Source organism: Pseudarthrobacter sp. SL88 (assembly GCF_026672455.1).
In the GTDB taxonomy this organism is placed as follows: domain Bacteria; phylum Actinomycetota; class Actinomycetes; order Actinomycetales; family Micrococcaceae; genus Arthrobacter.
The window spans coordinates 3,872,911-3,890,610 of record NZ_JAPPRD010000001.1 but is presented as its reverse complement, the minus strand read 5'-3'; the positions used below and the strand labels follow the sequence as shown (position 1 = coordinate 3,890,610).

Genomic DNA, 17,700 nt, shown 5'->3' with positions numbered 1-17,700 from the left:
AGCCCCCTCGGCCAGGCATGAAAGGTTCAGCATGACTAATACACCTTCGACAATGGAGTCGATAGGACAAGGGACACCGACCGCCCGCCTTGATCGCCTTCCCATCCTTGGCAAGCACGTGATTTGGATTCTGATCCTCGCGCTCGGCTACATGATCGAGACTTTCGACAATGGAGTTTTCAGCTTCGTTGCCCCATCGATCATGGCCGAGTGGGGTCTCACGGTTGGCCAGGTTGGGTTTGTTGTTTCTGCAGTATTCATTGGCATGTTTGTCGGGGCTGTCGTCGGCGGGAAACTCTCAGATCGCCTGGGCCGTAAACCAGTGCTGATCTACAGCTCGATTTTCTATTCCGCAGCTTCCCTACTCACCGCTTTAGCGCCCAATTTTGAAGTTCTTTTTCTCGGCCGCGTCCTCACGGGCATCGGCGTTCAAGCAGCTACCGGCGTCATTATGGTTTACATCACCGAGATGTTCCCCCGGATTGCCCGAGGCCGCTTCGTCACCATCATGACGTTCGGCGGTTACGTTATTGCGCCGCTCACCTCGATTCTTGTACTGGCACTGGCACCCATCGGTATCGGATCATGGCGGATTGCTTTCGCTATAGGGGCCGTGGGTGTTGTGGTGGCCGCGGTTGTCGCCTTGTGTATGCCGGAAACAGTCCGCTGGCTTGTTACACATGGCAAAGCCGAGCGAGCCGAAAGGCTGGTTGCCGAGATGGAGTTGCAGGCCCTGCGAAAAGGTCCTCTCGGTCCGATTGAGACGGAACCGCCGCCTGCCAAAGCGGGCAGGCTCAGCGACCTGGTCAGCAGACAGTACCGGAGGCGCTTCATTTCGTTCGCCATCAGTTTCGCTTTATTGATCTACTGCCTTTATGGTTTCGGTGCCTTCGTACCCACGGTGCTCGTCAGCCGCGGCTTGGATCGCAGTGAGGCCGTAGGCCTTGTAGGAGTAATGTCGCTGGGCTGCCTGCTGGGCCCGGCCCTTCTGTTCTTCGTTGCCGACCGTATCGAGCGCAAAACGGCTCTGCTAATCTCGGGGCTCATTTCGGCCGTCGCCGTTATCGTGTTCGGTTTCGCCACAGATACCACTGTTGCCGCAGTGTCCGGGTTCATCGTCTACGCCGGGACCTGCGCCATGACCACCAGCATTTACACGTACCTGCCGGAGGCATTTCCGACAGCAATTCGAGGCGTTGGCGCTGGAACGGTGAACGGAATCGGTCGCATCGCCGGCGTCGTCTCCGGTGCCACCGTCGCCGCAATGCTGGGATCCCTGGGCAGCGGACCAACCTTCCTGATCGTGGGCACGGGGTTTGTCCTGATGGGTGTTATTGTCCACATCTTTGGGCCGCGCTCAACTGGCCGGAGTCTGGAGGACATCTCGCACGGATAACCCCGGCGACGCCACCGAGCCAGCACTGGGTGGCGTCGCCCCCCTCTATACCTACAAAATTGAGAGAGTGAATCATGCAGACGAACATACCTTCAGCCGATGACTTGGGAGTCATTCTGGGCGGCGGCGGAGTCGCCGGACTTGCTTGGGAAATTGGGCTACTAACTGGTATCGAAGAGGCAGGAGTAGACCTTCGTCAAGCGCGCGAGGTCATCGGAACCTCGGCGGGAGCATTCGCTGCAGTTGCATGGCTAGGGCACTCATCCATGGACGTCAACTATCAGCTGCAGCTTGCCAACGCGGTCGCCGAGGTCAGCGCCTCCTTCTCACTTGAATTGGCGGAACAATACAAGAACGTATTTGAAGCGACCACAGGAAACCCCAAACTCGCGGGCAGACTTCTCGGACAGATCGCACGAAAAGCTAAGACCATCGAACCTGCCATGCGCTTTGCCATCGTCAGAGATCGACTCGGTATTGCTGAATGGCCCGACGCTGAATGGCCCGACCTGCGGCTATCGATCACAGCCATTGACGCGGACACAGGGGATCTCGTAAAGCTACGGCATACATCGGGGCTCACCCTCGAGGAGGCAACCGCTGCCTCCGGCGCGATAGCTGGTGTGTGGCCGTTAGTCGAAGCCGGGGGACGTTCCTGGATTGACGGGGGGATGGTTTCCGCCGCCAATACGGCCCTGGCATCTGCTTTTAGTCGTTCCGTTGTAATAGCACCCGCACCTCGAAATTTGACGGGACTGACAGTCCAGGAGGAGGTGAAGTCTGTCATGGATGACACTGATATCTTCCTCATCGTTCCAGACGATCAAAGTATTGAAGCAATAGGCGACAACCCGTTAGATCAGACAAAACGACGCCCAGCAGCTACCGCGGGCCGCCGACAAGGTCTGGCGGTGGCAACTCAATTGAAGGCATGGCTTGCCGAGGACTATAAGACAAAGGAGGAAGTACCGCAGGCGTCCGGAAGCCTTTAGGGAAACCGCCCGCGAGCACCTTCGTGCCTGCTTCCCGGACTCATATCTGACACTCTGCGCGTGTCTGAATGGAGTCGATCGCAACCAAGGCCAACCAATTGTCGTTCAACGGTATGGAATACACGAAGGCTGGCACGATCAACGTTGTTTCAGAAGATGCCTTGAGTTTTTGCGTATGGCTGGACCGAAGAGAAGACAGGACTCTGATCAGCTCCTAGGACCAACTCACCTACTGGCAGTTTGACATAAGTTAGACGGACAGTATCCGCGCGCTCGCTTGGCAACCGGCACCCTCCTGCCTCTGTCAGAAGCCGAACATAGATAATCCGTCAACCTGCATCGGCCGGACAGGCCCTGGCATGTGGAACAGTCGACCGAAACAGATGGCAACTCTGATCCACTGGGGTCAAATCAGGTTATCAACGGCTGGAAACTGTGAGCCGTTGGGGTGGCTCCGCGGCAGCAGTAGCGCTTGATAACCTATGAGAATTGTCCCGACTGTGGGCGGACGGACGTGACTTCGCGTTCCAGAAGTAGATCCATTCCTGTTGTTCCGGGGAACAACCAAGGCACCACATGTCGGCCTTGGGTGTAGGTTATCCTGCCGCCAGCAGAGCGACGCCCTAGACGATATCGGTAGGAGGAGCCTGGCCGGCCGTGAGGACCGGTCCGGGCCCTTCTGAAGGCCATTGTCACCTGGCCGGGCCCGGTGCGCCCTGTTTGACTTGGGTCAGTTATGTTGTGTGGCGGCTGGGGCTGTCCGGGGTCCTTGCCAGGTGTGGATGGCCTTCATCAGAAGGGCCCTGGAAGTGTGTTCCGGTGGCCTGGTACCTCCTTTTCAAAGCAAGACCTGACTCGACCTGTCACCCTTGGCGGACAGGTCGAGTCACCTTTGAAATTTGTAAGTTCCAGCTATGTTCGAGCGTACAAGCGATGGCCTGGATCTCCATGCCCGAAGTGTGTCGTAGCCTGCGCATTGGACGGTGTGACCGGGGAAGTTCTCCGGCACCCTTGACGTCGGATCGGGATGAGATTCTTGCTTGGATCATCTCGCTGCCTCCCCCGGTGAAAGTCGTTTACCAAGCTGGTCCGACTGGTTTTGGCTGGATCAGGTTCCTGCTATCTGCCGGGATCGAAACGGTGGTCGCGGCCCCGGCGAAGTTCAGCGCCCTTCCGGTGACCGGGTGAACAAAACCCATGCGAAGGATGCCCTGCAACTGGCCCGGTTGCTCAAACTCGGTGGTCCCCGGGGTGCAGGCATGGACCGGGACCCATGAACTGTGGTTGGCCCGCCGGCGGTTTGATGCACCGGCGCGGCAGCTGACGTATGGGTCATCGTTGGAGGCGATGTATGAGAACTCTGACCACCGCGACCGCCGCACATCTGGTGATCTCCGTCATAGCTTGTGTGACTGAATACACCCCGGTGGTCGGGTCGCTGCAGTGCCTCCGGGAGATGTCCACGTTGACCGCGTTCGGTCTCGCCGTGGAGATTGGTGATTGGGAAAGGTTTACCGCTTCAACCATCGGCGCGTATTTGGGTCTGGTTCCCACGGAGCATTCCTCGGGCGCGTCCCGGTCCCAGGGTTCCATCACTGAGACCGGGAACGTTTATGCCCGCCGGCTTCTCGGTGAAGGAAGATGGCATCACCGCAGACCATACAGCACCCGTCCCGGCTGGTGTTGTCTCGCTGGGAAGAAGCTACCTCGGAGGCAGGGATGCGCGGCCATGCCGGGAACCGGCGCCTGCACGAATGCTGGATCAGTTACCTCGGACACCGCAAGCACCCCGTCATCGCCATCGTTGCCATCGCCCGCGAACTCTCCGGTTGTTGCTGGTCCCTGGCAACCGGAAACCTGGCAACACGACACGCGCCTACTGACTTCCACTGGATTCAGAGGAACGGAAACAGCCGGTACGCAACGGGTGAATGGCTTTCCTGAAGCGCGTGCAATAAACCGGCGATACAGCTATGGGCACCCCCCCAAGGGGGCCACGCCCGATATGTCGACCAGCGGTAACCTCCAGCCGGACACTTCGTCCTGAGTAACCAACCAGGCATATCAGTCTGACCGTGCCGTCGCCAACGACACGCTAACCAACACGCACGCTCATTCCGGAAACACAAAAGGAAGCAGTCCCAAGGGGCTCAAACGCTGGGACTGCTTCCCCATGCTCTTGACAACCCGGAACTACTTATCAGCTGTACTGAGTCAGGACGTTGGCTGCATGGTGAATAGGGGAAGACCCCTTAAGTTTTTGATAACCACACACAGCCAACGACCAAGAGGCCTTCATGTCCCACCATAATGCCCGCCTAACTTAGTACAGCTAGGCTCTAAGGCCGTGGCCACGCGCGCGGACAACAGCCTCCAGGGGAAGGGCGCACTCATCAACGGGGCAGCTTCGGGGATGAGTGCGGCCGCCCTCGCGACGGTTCATAGCAGCGGGTGCGACGCAGGAGCATGCGGATGTTCCGGATTTCTCTCAAGGGCAGCACCTGAAACAGGCTGCACTGGGCTCGCAGGGCCATACCAGCTCGGTCATGGGACTTGGATGTCGGAGAACGAGCGCCTTCTACGGCGGCGCCAGCGAGGACCAATACATCAGGACCATCCGCCCTGCGCTGGACCTTGGGTCACCATGTTTCGCTGTGCCAGCCCCACTCCCTATGCTTCCCCCGGCCACGGCGTTTAGCCGCGGTCCCGGGCCATAGCGGCTTCCGTGTTCCGGGTGCCGGTAGCTGCTCCATGGGGTGACGCTTTCTCGATCTGGGCGATGTCATCCGGAGTGAACTCGACGTCGGCTGCGGCCGCGTTCTCCTCCACACGATGGGTCTTGGTGGTCCCTGGGATGGGGGTGGTGCCATTGTGAATTACCCAGGCCAGCGCGAGCTGCGCCGGTGTGATGCCCTTTCGCTTTGCGATCGTCCGCAGCACGTCCAGGATCCGGAGGTTGGCCTCGATGGCTGAATCGGAGAATCGGGGCAAGTTCCTGCGGGCATCACCTTCCGGCAGATCATCCTTTCTGGTGATCGTGCCGCTGAGGAAGCCCCGGCCCAGCGGTGAGAACGGAACAAACCCGATGCCGAGTTCACGGGCGGCATCAAGGACTCCGTTGTGCTCCGCATCCCGCTCGAACAGGCTGTACTCCGACTGGATGGCTGTGATCGGGAACGTTGCATGAGCTCTCCGCAGTGTTTGGGCTGACGTTTCGGAGACGCCGATGTAGCGGACCTTGCCGGACTCTACCGCCTGTCCCATCGCCCCGATCGTTTCCTCGATCGGTGTTGCCGGGTCGACGCGGTGCAGGTACCAGAGATCGATATGGTCGGTTCCCAAGTGGCGAAGGGATCGATCGAGGGCCCGGCGTGCGTACTCAGGGGAACCGTTCAGCCCATGCGGTGTCCCGTCGTCGTCGAACTCGATCGCGAACTTCGTGGCAATGCTCACGCGATCACGGTCTCCACCGAGCGCTTTCCCCAGCAGTTGCTCGTTGGTGAAGGGGCCGTAGGCCTCTGCGGTGTCGAACATGGTGACCCCGAGGTCCAGGGCACGGCGGATGGTACTAATCGATTCGTCCTCGGTGGCACCGCCGTAGAAGGCGCTCATACCCATGCAACCAAGGCCCATGACGGAGCTGGTGAGGCCTTGCGAGCCCAGTGGAACCTGTTTCATATGCTGCCCTTTCACATCAAGTTCCGGAGCGTCCGGTTGCTTCCAGCGTCGGTGCTGGTGTGCGCACCATGTCAAATGGGAGACTGGGAGCATGCCTGCTATGACGCCCCCTGGAGCCGATGCCGGCCTCACTATCAGTGAAGCGGCAGATGTTCTTGGCACCACCGTGGACACCATTCGCTATTACGAGAAGGAAGGCATAGCCCCCGCGCCGGGGAGAGGCCCGAGCGGGTGGCGCCGATACGATGCTTCGGCCGTGAGCTGGCTTGCCGGGGTGCTGATGCTTCGCGGGACCGGGATGAATATCCAACAGATACGCGAGTACGCCGCCGCATACCAGGCCGGTGCGTCCGCCGAAGACCGGCTGGTACTGCTTGAGCAGCACCACGAGGCGGTTCTTGCCCGACTCGCGGAAGTACATGTGCACCTCGCTGCCCTGGAACGGAAGATCAGCGCCTATAGGGAAGCCATCCACACCGCCAATCACGTGCTGAGCCCATAGCTACCGTCAGCCGTGCCAACGAGAAGGCAACGTAGCCGGGGGAGCATTACGCGATTTTCGCAGCTGACTACGCGAGCAGTCTCACTGTACTCGACAAACTTTCCTAGTCCTCGTTGTCCCGGTGTTGGCGAATAATCATCACGCCACCTTCCTACGCGATCACCCTAATCCGAAAAAACAGGGATCCGGCCACCGGAGAATACGTCACCAAACGAACAAGCCAAGGACGGACCCAAAAAAGGAAATCATCCGAAGCCTAAAGAGATACATCACGCGTCAGATCTATCGGGCTCTCAATCAGACCTCTCCGACCAGGCTGGTCGTAGCCAGATCGTTGTGGCAGCGCCGCCAAATGCAGGAGCAGCACCTTCTTTCAGCCACTCCCTCACGGTTCTTGAACTGGCAGCGGGACGTGTTGAATTGGGACGAGTTGCGGATTGAATTGGGGGCAGGCGAGCGGACCGCTATGTTCGAACCCCTTGCGCACGCAAGTTCGAGCTGAGAGCGTGTGGGCATGGCTTGTAGAAGAAGCAGATCGGGGGAAGGGCCGTCGCTCGGGCGGAGAGTCACAAACGCCATCGGGTTGACGGACAGCCCTCGGGTTTGTCTGGGATCGGCCCAGGGCCTCCAAGCTCATCGAGTCACTCATTCTGGGACTGCCTGTTCCGCAGGTATTCCTGTACGAGGAGGCAAGAAACTCCTTCCAAATTATTGACGGCCAGCAGCGGCTCATGTCGATCTACTTCTTCATGGTGGGTAGGTTTCCGCGAAAGTCCGCAAAACCTCAACTACGCGAGTACTGGGGGGCTAAAGGTGCAATTCCGAGTGAAATACTCCACGATGACTCGTTGTTTGAGCCTTTCAAGCTGCATTTGCCCAGTGCCGAGGGAGGGGCGCGGAACCCTCTTCACGGCTTGAAGTACGAGACCCTTGAAGATAAGCAGATCCAGTTGGGAATGCGAACACTGCGAAATGTCCTTATCAAGCAAATAAATCCGGAGGGTCGGGGAGCGGTGTATGAAATTTTCAACCGCCTCAACACCACCGGCGTGAACCTCACAGCTCAGGAGATCCGAGTAAGCCTGGCTGACTCCCAGCTTATGGAGGAGATCGTGGATATGAACAACCAAGGGGAGTGGCGTCGCCTCTTTGGTGTCGCCGCCCCGGATCCCCGGCTAAAGGACATCGAAGTGATACTTCGGGCATTCGCCATGGCCGACAATTTTGCCACGTACAAGCCGTCTATGGTGCGATTCCTAGACGTTTATGCCGACGCATCCCGTTCTCTTGCCGTTGAAGAAGTGTCATTTCGTGTTGATGCGTTCAAGGGGTTTCTCAAGCAGACAGACAACCTCGACCGTACGCCTTTCCTCATCTCTAACAGGTTTAGCGTTCCGGTGTTTGAGGCAATCTATTCCGCCTACTACCAAGGGTTGCGAGAGTCGAAGACAGCGCGTTTAGATGACGAAACCTTGCGGCTACTTAGTGCGGATGAAAACTTCAAAGGTGCTACCGAGACGCACACAACCGACACAAAGAACGTCATTGCTAGGGTTCGCACGGCCAAGAAGTATCTGTTCGGAGAAGATGTCTCTTGACTCTTAAGGTCTTTTTCAATGAGCGCAATGAGATAGCAGCCCTATTGGAGCGTGTCATTGAGCCCTCACTTCTCAACGTTTACCAAACGGACTTGCCAAAAGTAATGATCGTTGCCGCCGCGAGCAGCTTTGAGAAAGAAGTTCTACGTCATATAGAGGAATTTTACAAGGAAACAACCCGGCACGAATCTGCAGCTACCTTTGTAATGAAGAAGGGGCTTCACAGGCAGTATCACCAGCTCTTTGGCTGGAATGATAACAACGTGAACGTTTTTACCAACTACTTCGGACCAGACTGTACAAAGAATTTTAAACAACAGCTGAATATCCTCGAGTGGCTGGAAGTATCTATGAGAGATTTCCTTCAGCTCGGTCGTCAACGAAACGAACTCGTTCACGGCGATTTTGCCACACATTCTCTTTCGTTGACTCCCAGCGAGGTTCAGGCGAAGTACGAGTCTGCGTGCAGGTTCGTATCATGTATACCGCAGATCATCAGAGTAGGAACGATAGAGGCATTGCCCTTAGAAGAAGGCAGTTCCTCGCCAGCCAGCGTTGCGTATCCGGGGGCAAAGTGATTCATCTGATGGGATGCGCAAAGTACTGCTTTGCATAACGTCGGCTATCAGTGAACGGTGTCGGCACTGGGGGAGTGTCAGAGCGCCAGGTGTCCGACTGCGTGATCAACTTTGCCGGCGGCCCCTAGCTGTAGTTCCCACGGAGGTTGTGAACAGCGTGGCGTGATGTAAAGAGCGAGAGCCTCCGGTATCGATTTGGGTTACCACACTCATCTCGACACCAGGAGGCTCTCGTGTCTTACGTTACCCATGCCAACGCGGACCTGACGCCCAAGGCCAGAGGAAAACTCGCCCGGCTGGTCATCGAACAGGGTTGGACGCTGCGCCGGGCCGCAGAACGGTTCCAGTGCTCGCCCGCCACCGCGAAGAAATGGACGGACCGGTACCGGGTCTTTGGCGAGGACGGTATGGCTGATATGTCGTCTCGACCGCGCCGGAGCCCCAACCGGACTGCCGTGCGTATCGAGCGGCGGATCATCGCGTTGCGGTTCACCCGCCGCTGGGGACCACACCGGATCGCGGCCCACCTGCATTTGGCGCGCTCGACCGTGGGCAAAGTCCTGGCCAGGTACCAGATGCCCAGGCTGGCGTGCTTGGACCAGGGCACCGGACTGCCCGTCCGGAAGCCGGCACCCCGTCGCTATGAGCATGAGAACCCAGGGGACCTCGTCCATGTGGATATCAAGAAGCTCGGCCGCATCCCAGATGGCGGCGGACACCGCACTCTTGGACGAGCAAAGGGCAAGCGCAACCGCCACGCGGGAGTCGGCTACGCCTACCTCCACCACGCAGTCGATGACCACTCAAGGCTGGCCTACTCAGAGATCCTCGACGATGAGAAAAAGGAAACCGCCATAGCCTTCTGGCTCCGGGCAGCTGCCTTCTTCTCCGCGCACGGCATCACCGTCAAGGCCGTACTCACCGATAACGGGCCCTGTTACCGCTCCCGAGCCTTCGCCGCTGCCCTGGGCCTACACATCAAGCACCGCAGGACCCGCCCCTACCGACCTCAGACCAACGGCAAGGTAGAACGCTTCAACCGCACCCTCGCCACCGAATGGGCTTATGCCCGGCCTTATGCCTCAGAAGCCGAACGCGCCGCCACCTACACCGGATGGCTCCACCATTACAATCACCACAGAACCCATACCGGCATCGAAGGCAAAACCCCTATCAGCCGCGTTCAGAACCTCCGTGGGAATTACACAGGGATGTCGCGCAGACGTTGTGGCCGGCGTGAATGCACCCGGGTGCTGATCACTCCGCAGGACGGGCAGCCGGCCTCGGCCGTGGCTTCGATGCGGACCCGCCGCTGTCCGAAAGTGAGGACATCAGTATCGGTGACGCGGTAGTCGGGCAGGTTGAAAATGGCGGTGGCAGCATCGGGGCGCGGGGAAGTAGGCTCGATCAAGGCTCGTAGCTCCTGACTTGATGAATGCGTAGAGAACATCCATCACAGCAGGGCTACGAGCCCTTCAGCTTTCAAGACACGGAATCCGTCTCACCACGAACCACGGAGAGCCTGTTTCCTTCACGGGTCGCGGGCCGGATCCGCTTTTCGGATTGCCGTCCCCGCCACTCACATCATGAGCCTATGTGGCAGCCGTGGGGCGGGCAAGAGACTGGTCAAGGGCTGGACTCCGAGGACGCCACATGAAGTTGCTGCAGCCTGACTTCGAGTACATCCAGCAGGCGCACAGGGTCCCGCCGGGAGACGACACAACTGGCCTGTGGCCTCACCGAGAACCTCCCAAGGCAGGCCTGTCTAGCGTGTTGTTCGGTGACTGCTGGTGAGGACGGCGTATTAGGAACATGCGGATACCACTGCTTCAATTGCTCAGCTCTGCCCGGGAAGATGGGGGTAAGTTGCGGCGTCGGCGATTGGGGGGCCTTGAGTGGCTATGCGTGAAGAGCTGCGCGGGCGAAGGCTTGCCCTGGCGCCTTGAGGGTGTTTGCTTCGAGCCCGAAGCGGTCGTCGAAGATGCCGAGGTTCAGCAGGACTTCTCGGGAGTCGACGAGGAGTGCTTGGACGGTGTTCGGTTCCAGTTCGGCTCCGGCGCGGGTCCTCCAGCCGAGTGCGCCGAGGCCGAAGGAGACGGCATCAAGGTAGTCGGCCCAGCTGGTTCGTTTCCCTGCCGCGACCTCGAGCAGGAGTAACAGCGTCGCGTCACGCTCGGAGTCGTGACGGTGCCGGTGGGCAACGGCGCGCGCCAGGAAAAGCCACAGGCCTTCCGGATCATCTAGCAGCTGCTTGGCTGCGGAGGTAAGGACGAGCCTGCCTTTGACTTTGCGGATCAGACCGAGTCGCTGAGCACTTTCACGCAGCTGAAGGACGGGCAGGGTCTGATCCTCGCGGTTGGCTTTGCCGATCCAGTCCTTGGCCCAGTTGAGCTCGGTCATGGCCTCGCGGACCACGGCCGGCGGTAGCCAGCCGGCAGCGGTGAGGGACAGACCCTCGGACCCGATGCGGCGGGTGAGCCAGAGATACGGGACGGTCATCGCCGCGGCGACGTCTGCTTCGACCGTTGCGGGGCCGTCGAGGCCGGCGGCATGCAGGTATGAACGGAATTCGCGTCGTAGTCCGGGAGGCATCCGGTTGGTGAGTTCCTGGGTCAGTGATTCGCTTCCGGGGCGGTGTTCGGTGGCAGTGGGAGCAGTGGGAGCAGTGAACAGCAGGGCCAGTTCCTTGTTCACGGCATTGATATCCAGCTGTTCCGGGTCGAATTCCTGCCATGGGCCGGCTGTCCATGCGACCCAGGCCTGAAGGTCGGTGTGCTTTTCGTGGCCCGGGTCTGCGAGGGCGTCGAGCAGGTCGTGGTAGCCGTAGATGCCGCCGGAATCTTCCAGCGGCGCCCGCCGTGCGCCGTCCACGAGCCGCGCCCTTGGGGCGTTGGTTGGCCTGGGGAGGGTCCCGGTGAGTTCGAGGCGGTGGATCCAGCCGTCGCCGAAGTCATATTCGTAGAACAGGGGATCGGATTCCGGCGTGAGGACCTGGCCCAGGGTCCAGTCCGTCTCTGGCAGGTCGTCGTCGTTGTCTTCCAGCAAATCCAGAGGGACCCAGCGTCGGGGTTCGCGAACGTGCCCGTTGACTGGGCGCAGACGAACATAGGGGTCGGTGTCCGTGAAGGAGTGCAGGTGTGAATCCCGCCAGCCGACGGCCGTTTGGAGGACCTCGTGCACCCTGTCCAGGGTCAGGAAGGGGTCGATTTCGAGGAACCGCCAGATGGCCGGCTCGCTGCCCACGATCGAGACACGTAGCTGCAGCAACATCGACCCGGGTTCTTCATCTGCAGCTCGTATCGTCACAGCACTATCCTGCCAGTCCCAGTGTTCGGGCGAGACCTGTCACTGGTCGCCGCGTCCGCTCTGCCAGCGCCAGTAAGAGGCGTCGATGGCCCACGTGTTGCCTGCTAGTTTGGCATCCTGGCCAGTGACTTGAGTGGCCGATGCGAGCTGACCCGTCGCGTCCTGACCACGCCGAACACTCGGCATGGGTGGCCGACCTAACCTGCTCCGATACGCCTTTTTGACCCTGCTTTCCTGGACATCCCCGCCGTGAACCGGGCGCTGGCTGAGCAGTTCCAACCTCGCGGAATACGTCATGAACGGATGGACCTTCTGTCAATCTACTCGCGGAGGTATTGGCGGAGTCCGGGGATTGCGAAATCGACTTTGCCGTAGCCGGCGGACTCGATCAGGCCCGCGGCGATGAGCCTGTTCCGGTACTTGGACACGACGTTGGGCTTGGCTTTAAGGATGGCACCGATCTGACCTGCCGCCGAGGGTCCGTCCTGGGTGGCCATGGCGTCGAGGAACTCGCGGTCTCTGTCCGAGATGTCTGACAGTGCTGACTCGACGACCACTAAGGTGTTCCGTCGTTGGGCGGCAGCGATGCCACGCTGAACGTTGGTCTGGTCCAGTTTCCATCCTGCCTTGTCGGCTTCGAGCCAGAGGTAGTAGCCCACCAGTTGGATCAGGAAGGGATACCCTTCCGTGGCTTCGGCGGCCTTGTTATTGAGGTCGGGGGAGATGCTGAGGCCTCCCTGGCTGAAGAGTTCGCTGTACGAGGCGGTGACTTCGGCGATGGCTGCTTCGTGGAGATTGATCCTGTCAGCCCGGCGCAGGAAGGTGGCAACGCCTTCGTTGAGGAGGTCGGACACCGCCGACGGCAGGCCGGCGAAGATCAGTCCGATGGGCAGCCCGTCGCGGATGAAGTGCTGGACATCGGCGGCCAGCTGGGCGATTTCTGTCCTGTCGACGGCATGAATCTCGTCGATGGTGATAACGAGTCCTGTGCCCTTTGAATCGAGCAGGCGCAGCAGTTCGTTCCCGGTCCGGCGCCAGTCCACGGCCCGTTCCGGCGGGAGTTGGGTTGTCAGTCCGAACCCTCCTGCTGAAAAGGCGGTGATCTTCCGGGATGGAGGCCCGTCCCCGAGTTCATCAAGGAGGCGGAGCATATCGTCGCCGACCCCGGCAAGGAACCCTGGTGTGGCCGTCCGGGAGATCACGGCCCACCCGTGATTCCTGGCAATGCCTTCGGCTTCGCTCAACATGACCGTCTTGCCGATGCCCCGGGAGCCGGTGATGATGGTCAAGAGCCCGGGCGCGCCGGAACCCTGCTGCAGGCCGTACTCGAACTCGTCCAGCAGCCCGGCCCGCCCAACCAGTTCGGGAGGCGTGGCTCCCGCCGTCGGCTTGAAGGGATTCTGCACCGCACCTCCTGGGTACAACTGGGTGAAACTGGGTGAAACTGGTGAAAGTGGTGAAACTCCTGCCACGATAGGCCAGCCTCCCGAGCAGAAGCAAGACGGGCCCGGGGGAGGCGGTAGCATCGGGGCCATGACCGGGGAAGAGAACTACATCGAGCACGCGCTCCACGTCGGCGAGGAATTGACCGGCCTCAGCCTGGAGCAGCTGGGTTTCGAACCCCGGCTGGAGGATCTGACGGAGGACCAGCGGAACCGACTGGACGCTGAGGACCTCGAATGGATCAGTTCAATCACGCCTGAGCAGCGCGACCAGAGCCTGTTCCAGGCAAAACTGCTGGCCGGCGCCCTCTGGGAGGCCTCGGCCGTCCTGATCGACCAGCTCTTCGAGGATCTTGACGGTCTGCTGAAGCTTGACCGGATCGACCGACAGGACATCGCCAACACCTTCGTCCTGTCCGGACTTCCACCCCGGCAGGCCGATAAATACGACGTCCGGTTCACCCAGCAGTTCCTCGTCATCGCTGCGGACATGACCGGGGCTTTGAGCCGCGGGTGGACCCGCCCGTCCTGTGTCGCCCAGGAACTGGCGCTCCGCTGCCTTTTTGATCAGGTCGAGGTCATCCAGGATCTGTACGACCTGGACCTTCCGGACGGCTGGCGGGGCATGCTGGAAGAGAACATGCTCGAAGACACCGACAGCGAGATGCTCTACCAAAATGCCATGGACGGCTTCGAAGGCGACATCGGGCTGAACATGCAACTCGGCTTGGCACCCATGAAAATTGAGGACTGGTTCGAGCCCTTCAACGACGCGTCCGTCCCGCCTTACGTGCGCTAATGACCCGCGAATCCCCACCGTCTGCCACGGTTTTCGAAGCGGCGATAATAGAGATTCCGTCTCTCCAGACTCACAGGTAATCCTCAGGTTTACCGGCACATAATGGACCGGAGCTCCGGTCAACCGCTATTTGACTGGAGCTTCGCCAATTGCAGACCGGCGGAGTTGAGGCCCCGCCCGGACACACGGTCAATTAGTGCGGTTGACGTAGTCCTGAAGGGCCATCCGAGAGTGCCGGAGGACGTCTTAGGGGAGCCCCACTCAGCTCCTGATGGCGAAATGCGTTATCCGTTTTGTCAGGATGCTCAGGTGTGCTGTTGCTTGAGGCTGACGTAGTCAGCCATTCTCGTGGCCGATCTCGCGGCGTGTTGGGCGATGATGGCGGGGCTGTAGCCGAGTAGATCCATCAGTGTTCGGGCGTCCACTTCCTGGGTGAGATCGCGCAGGGTGGCGTTTCGTGCTCTTTGGCTGTCGATGCCGAGGACTTTGATTCGTCCGGAAAGGGTCGCAGGGTGGATGTGCTGGCCTGCTCGGGTTCCGGGGAACAGCCATTTCGTGTTGGTATTCGTGGTGTTCCGGTTTTCGCTTCCCTGGCGTTGGTGCCAAAACATCTCGGTGATGGCTTCGGGTATTGCGGCGGGGATAGTGCCCAGCTTGAGGAACATGCCCTCGGGACTGCTGTCGATGTCGTCATGGGTGAGCATGGCGATCTTGTTTATGGGGTGGGCCCAGAGCAGCAGGATGAGGCCTGCAAGGCGCGTTGACGTGGTGACGTGGTTGTAATCGAGGCAGTTGCGAACCAGTTCGATACGTTCGTTTTGGGTGATCATCGGCACGGAGTGTGCGGGTCGGAACGGCGCGTCGAGCTGCCCGTACGGTCTGCGGTTTTGCTGGTTGAGCCAGCGTACGAAGTTGCGGACGTGTTTGCGGGTGCTGGGCCCGCTACTGAGATATTCGTCGATGTGGGCCTGCCTGAGTTCGTCAGCTCCGATGGCATGGGTGCCGCGGAGCCAGATGAGAAGTTTGGCGGCTTCGGTAATCTCCTGTTTGGCCGCGTGGGTGACGGTTTCAAGGTTCACGGTTGGGTCCGTGGCTCTGTCGCGGACGCGTTTGAGGTGATGCCATACTGCGAAGCGTTCGATGATCTTGGCTGTTCCATCGTCGGGGAGGCCGCTGATTTTGGTGGCAAGCCATTGCTCGAAGCGTACGAGCCTTTCGTTACCGCGTCCGGGCATGATGCGGTGGTGCATGAGCAGGTAGCGCAGGTGTTCGGCTGCTGTGGACTGGGGGAGCGCGTCGAAGGCTTCGTGGGTGAGTGGGAGTGTTCGGTCGCCGATGGCGTTCAGGAGTTCCCTGGCCTGGGTGCCGGGGCGCATGTAGGTGTAGATGCTTTCGGGCCTGCCGGCCTCCGCCAGGAGATCAATGAGGCGGTGCAGGCTGAGGTTGTCACCAGGTTTGAGCGCTGCGGTGAGGTCGTCCTTGAGAGCGCAGCGGATGCATAGGCCGCCCCGGAACCTTTCGACTTCCCGGTTGCATCGGGTGCAGGTGAGTGTGGTCGTGATGCCTGCGCAGTCGCGGCAGATGGGCTGGTGGTCGGGTGAGCGTCCGGGGAGCATGCGGGTTTCGAGGCAGCGGGGGCATCTGCCGCGGGTGTGGGTGGCCTCTGTGAAGCAGGCTCCGCAGACCGGCCCGTCAGGCCAGCGCACCCTGATTTTGGCCACCAGCTGGTTGCATCGGCTGCAGAGATAATCCCCGCTCGAGCGGGGCCGGCCACGCTTCCTAGGGATCGGCAGGTCGTTGAGTGTGGGCGGCCGCACGGATCCGTTGCCTCCGGTGCCAGGTCGGCCCGGGTTAGCCATCGTCCTCCACGATTCGTGCACGCACTGGGCGGTAGTTGTGCAGGTCAGGGATGTCTTCGCCCGCAGCTTTGCGGTGCCGGATGGTCTTGGCTTCGGTGGCTGAGTAGGTGATGAGGTCGTTGGGTGTTACGTCCAAGGCATCACAAAGCGCGACGAGAACCTTGAAGGAGATCCGTTCGGGTTCCTGGGTCACGATCCGCCAAATTGCGTTGGCAGTCAGGGTGATGCCGCGATCGTGCAGGAGGGCAGCGAGCTCCTTGGCCGTGTGGACCCCTCGTCGGGCCATGATCTCGCGGACCCGCCAGGTGTAGGCGATTTCTCGTCTGCTCATGGGTGCTTCCTTTCTGAGGGCAGCGCCAGGGCCGCTTTGATGGTCCGATCATGCACCCGCTCCAGGGCGAGGCGCTGGTAGTCGGGGGAGGGCAGCGTGTATAGCGACGTCGTGTAGGCGTGATCATGGCCGAGTTGCAGCTGCACGAAGGTCAGGTCAAACCCTTCGCCTGTGGTCAGGTGCGTGGCATAGGAGCGGCGGAAGGAATGCAGGTCCAGTCCTGGCGGGTATCCCAGCTCATCCAGGAAGTCATGGAGCCGGCCGTTCAGGTGCGACTCGCCCACGATTTTGCCGCTGCTGGTGGGGAACAGGTCAGTGACCGGATAGCCGTAGCGGGGGAGCCCGTTTTTGATCCAATCGGCCACCATTTCCGCGGACCACTCCCAAACGGTGAGGACTGAACGGACCTTCTTGGCTGAACCCTTGTGAGGCTTTCCCCAGCGCACGAGGACCACGCCGTGATTTCCGAGGAAGGGTGCCTTGCCGTTGCGGGAAAAATCAGACACCTGCAAGCGGCGAAATTCCTCGGAGCGCAGACCCCAACTGTAGGCCGACTTGAAGGCAATCGCGTCACGCCATGCAGACAATGCGCCCTTGCGGCCCGAGTCCAGGATCCGCTCGACCTCGAGATCTGCAAGGTCGAAGAGTTCCTGCAGTTCACGCTGGCTGAAAGGTCGCTTCCCCGGTCGTGCTTCCGTCGGCTGCGAATGTGTGACCCGGTTCAGTTCGGTCACGACCTGGGCAAAGACCCGGCCGAATAGCTTCGCGCTTTGCTCGCACCAGTCGTAGCGCGGACTGCAGGCGTAGTCGCAGAACAGTTTCACCGCACCCTGATACGACCTGACAGTGCCGTGGGACAGGTTCCTCACGGCACGGGCGTGGGAGAAATAATCGTCGGCGTCGACGAGGCTCCATTCCCATGGATACCTGCCCGAGAAGTCCACGAGGCTCAGTACTACATTGCGCCTGGTACGGATTGTCGCTGCCGAGAAATCCTTCGCACGCTGCTGGCGTTCCCAGCCATCCAGGACGAGCGCTAGGAACGAGTCCGGATCCGGCGTCTGACCGCCGAAAGGAACATAGAGAACATTTCCGTTATCCCGTGCCATGGTTCGCCTCGCATCATCAAGAACCCTTTGCAATTTTCGCACGCAGTTTGCGAGAAACGCAATCGGTCAACGACGAAACCGCAGTTCGGATGCCGAATACGGCATCCGCG

General features: G+C 60.2%; 12 protein-coding genes and 4 pseudogenes. 9 read left to right on the top strand and 7 right to left on the bottom strand.

Annotated elements, in window-relative coordinates:
• Window positions 1-31 precede the first annotated feature (31 nt).
• The 4 genes and pseudogenes from OVA06_RS17690 (at window position 32) to OVA06_RS17675 (ending at window position 4,332) form a co-directional block, all read left to right on the top strand.
• Window positions 32-1,396: an MFS transporter gene (locus tag OVA06_RS17690; protein WP_268160105.1), complete on the top strand. Its 1,365-nt coding sequence runs from the start codon at window positions 32-34 to the stop codon at window positions 1,394-1,396.
• A gap of 74 nt (window positions 1,397-1,470) precedes the next feature.
• Window positions 1,471-2,388: a patatin-like phospholipase family protein gene (locus tag OVA06_RS17685; protein WP_268160103.1), complete on the top strand. Its 918-nt coding sequence runs from the start codon at window positions 1,471-1,473 to the stop codon at window positions 2,386-2,388.
• Window positions 2,389-3,715: 1,327 nt separating this feature from the next.
• Window positions 3,716-3,976: pseudogene (locus tag OVA06_RS19730) on the top strand (transposase); the annotation flags it as partial.
• A 53-nt stretch (window positions 3,977-4,029) separates the two neighbouring features.
• Window positions 4,030-4,332 (top strand): hypothetical protein, encoded by a 303-nt coding sequence (locus OVA06_RS17675; RefSeq protein WP_268160869.1) that lies wholly within the window; start codon window positions 4,030-4,032, stop codon window positions 4,330-4,332.
• Window positions 4,333-5,082: 750 nt separating this feature from the next.
• Here the strand turns inward: OVA06_RS17675 and OVA06_RS17670 are convergent.
• The gene (locus OVA06_RS17670; protein ID WP_268160101.1) at window positions 5,083-6,066 is read right to left on the bottom strand and encodes an aldo/keto reductase; all 984 of its coding nucleotides are present in this window, start codon (window positions 6,064-6,066) and stop codon (window positions 5,083-5,085) included.
• Window positions 6,067-6,166: 100 nt separating this feature from the next.
• Between OVA06_RS17670 and OVA06_RS17665 the strand changes: the two genes are divergently transcribed.
• The 4 genes and pseudogenes from OVA06_RS17665 to OVA06_RS17650 all read left to right on the top strand — a co-directional run.
• Window positions 6,167-6,568, top strand: a complete 402-nt coding sequence (locus OVA06_RS17665; protein WP_268160098.1) for a MerR family transcriptional regulator — start codon at window positions 6,167-6,169, stop codon at window positions 6,566-6,568.
• Window positions 6,569-7,179: 611 nt separating this feature from the next.
• A pseudogene (locus OVA06_RS17660) lies at window positions 7,180-8,166 on the top strand (DUF262 domain-containing protein); the annotation flags it as partial.
• Window positions 8,163-8,744 (top strand): HEPN domain-containing protein, encoded by a 582-nt coding sequence (locus tag OVA06_RS17655; protein WP_268160096.1) that lies wholly within the window; start codon window positions 8,163-8,165, stop codon window positions 8,742-8,744. The pseudogene OVA06_RS17660 and the gene OVA06_RS17655, both read left to right, overlap by 4 nt.
• A 233-nt stretch (window positions 8,745-8,977) precedes the next feature.
• A pseudogene (locus tag OVA06_RS17650) lies at window positions 8,978-9,943 on the top strand (IS481 family transposase); the annotation flags it as partial.
• Between the two features lie 5 nt (window positions 9,944-9,948).
• On the opposite strand, the pseudogene OVA06_RS19815 reads toward OVA06_RS17650, so the two are convergent.
• The 3 genes and pseudogenes from OVA06_RS19815 to OVA06_RS17640 all read right to left on the bottom strand — a co-directional run.
• Window positions 9,949-10,155: pseudogene (locus tag OVA06_RS19815) on the bottom strand (transposase family protein); the annotation flags it as partial.
• Between the two features lie 488 nt (window positions 10,156-10,643).
• Window positions 10,644-12,050 (bottom strand): plasmid pRiA4b ORF-3 family protein, encoded by a 1,407-nt coding sequence (locus OVA06_RS17645; RefSeq protein WP_268160094.1) that lies wholly within the window; start codon window positions 12,048-12,050, stop codon window positions 10,644-10,646.
• A gap of 320 nt (window positions 12,051-12,370) precedes the next feature.
• Window positions 12,371-13,456, bottom strand: coding sequence for an ATP-binding protein (locus OVA06_RS17640; protein ID WP_268160092.1), 1,086 nt, complete (start codon window positions 13,454-13,456; stop codon window positions 12,371-12,373).
• A 127-nt stretch (window positions 13,457-13,583) separates the two neighbouring features.
• Here OVA06_RS17640 and OVA06_RS17635 point away from each other — a divergent pair, with 127 nt between their 5' ends.
• Window positions 13,584-14,291, top strand: a complete 708-nt coding sequence (locus OVA06_RS17635) for a hypothetical protein (protein ID WP_268160090.1) — start codon at window positions 13,584-13,586, stop codon at window positions 14,289-14,291.
• A gap of 305 nt (window positions 14,292-14,596) precedes the next feature.
• On the opposite strand, the gene OVA06_RS17630 is transcribed toward OVA06_RS17635, so the two are convergent.
• The 3 genes from OVA06_RS17630 to OVA06_RS17620 all read right to left on the bottom strand — a co-directional run bounded on the left by OVA06_RS17630 (window position 14,597) and on the right by OVA06_RS17620 (window position 17,590).
• Window positions 14,597-16,012, bottom strand: a complete 1,416-nt coding sequence (locus OVA06_RS17630; protein WP_268157586.1) for a site-specific recombinase — start codon at window positions 16,010-16,012, stop codon at window positions 14,597-14,599.
• 130 nt (window positions 16,013-16,142) lie between these two features.
• On the bottom strand, window positions 16,143-16,481 hold the full coding sequence (locus tag OVA06_RS17625) for a helix-turn-helix domain-containing protein (protein WP_173160762.1): 339 nt from the start codon (window positions 16,479-16,481) through the stop codon (window positions 16,143-16,145).
• On the bottom strand, window positions 16,478-17,590 hold the full coding sequence (locus tag OVA06_RS17620; RefSeq protein WP_268160088.1) for a tyrosine-type recombinase/integrase: 1,113 nt from the start codon (window positions 17,588-17,590) through the stop codon (window positions 16,478-16,480). The genes OVA06_RS17625 and OVA06_RS17620 overlap by 4 nt, the downstream gene beginning before the upstream one ends.
• Window positions 17,591-17,700: the final 110 nt, after the last annotated feature.

Bases quoted from the DNA above. Each gene is read 5' to 3' on its own strand.
- OVA06_RS17685 (WP_268160103.1), top strand. From the start codon at position 1,471: ATGCAGACGAACATACCTTCAGCCGATGACTTGGGAGTCATTCTGGGC.
- OVA06_RS17665 (WP_268160098.1), top strand. From the start codon at position 6,167: ATGACGCCCCCTGGAGCCGATGCCGGCCTCACTATCAGTGAAGCGGCA.
- OVA06_RS17670 (WP_268160101.1), bottom strand. From the start codon at position 6,066: ATGAAACAGGTTCCACTGGGCTCGCAAGGCCTCACCAGCTCCGTCATG.
- OVA06_RS17620 (WP_268160088.1), bottom strand. From the start codon at position 17,590: ATGGCACGGGATAACGGAAATGTTCTCTATGTTCCTTTCGGCGGTCAG.
- OVA06_RS17625 (WP_173160762.1), bottom strand. From the start codon at position 16,481: ATGAGCAGACGAGAAATCGCCTACACCTGGCGGGTCCGCGAGATCATG.
- OVA06_RS17690 (WP_268160105.1), top strand. From the start codon at position 32: ATGACTAATACACCTTCGACAATGGAGTCGATAGGACAAGGGACACCG.
- OVA06_RS17675 (WP_268160869.1), top strand. From the start codon at position 4,030: ATGGCATCACCGCAGACCATACAGCACCCGTCCCGGCTGGTGTTGTCT.
- OVA06_RS17635 (WP_268160090.1), top strand. From the start codon at position 13,584: ATGACCGGGGAAGAGAACTACATCGAGCACGCGCTCCACGTCGGCGAG.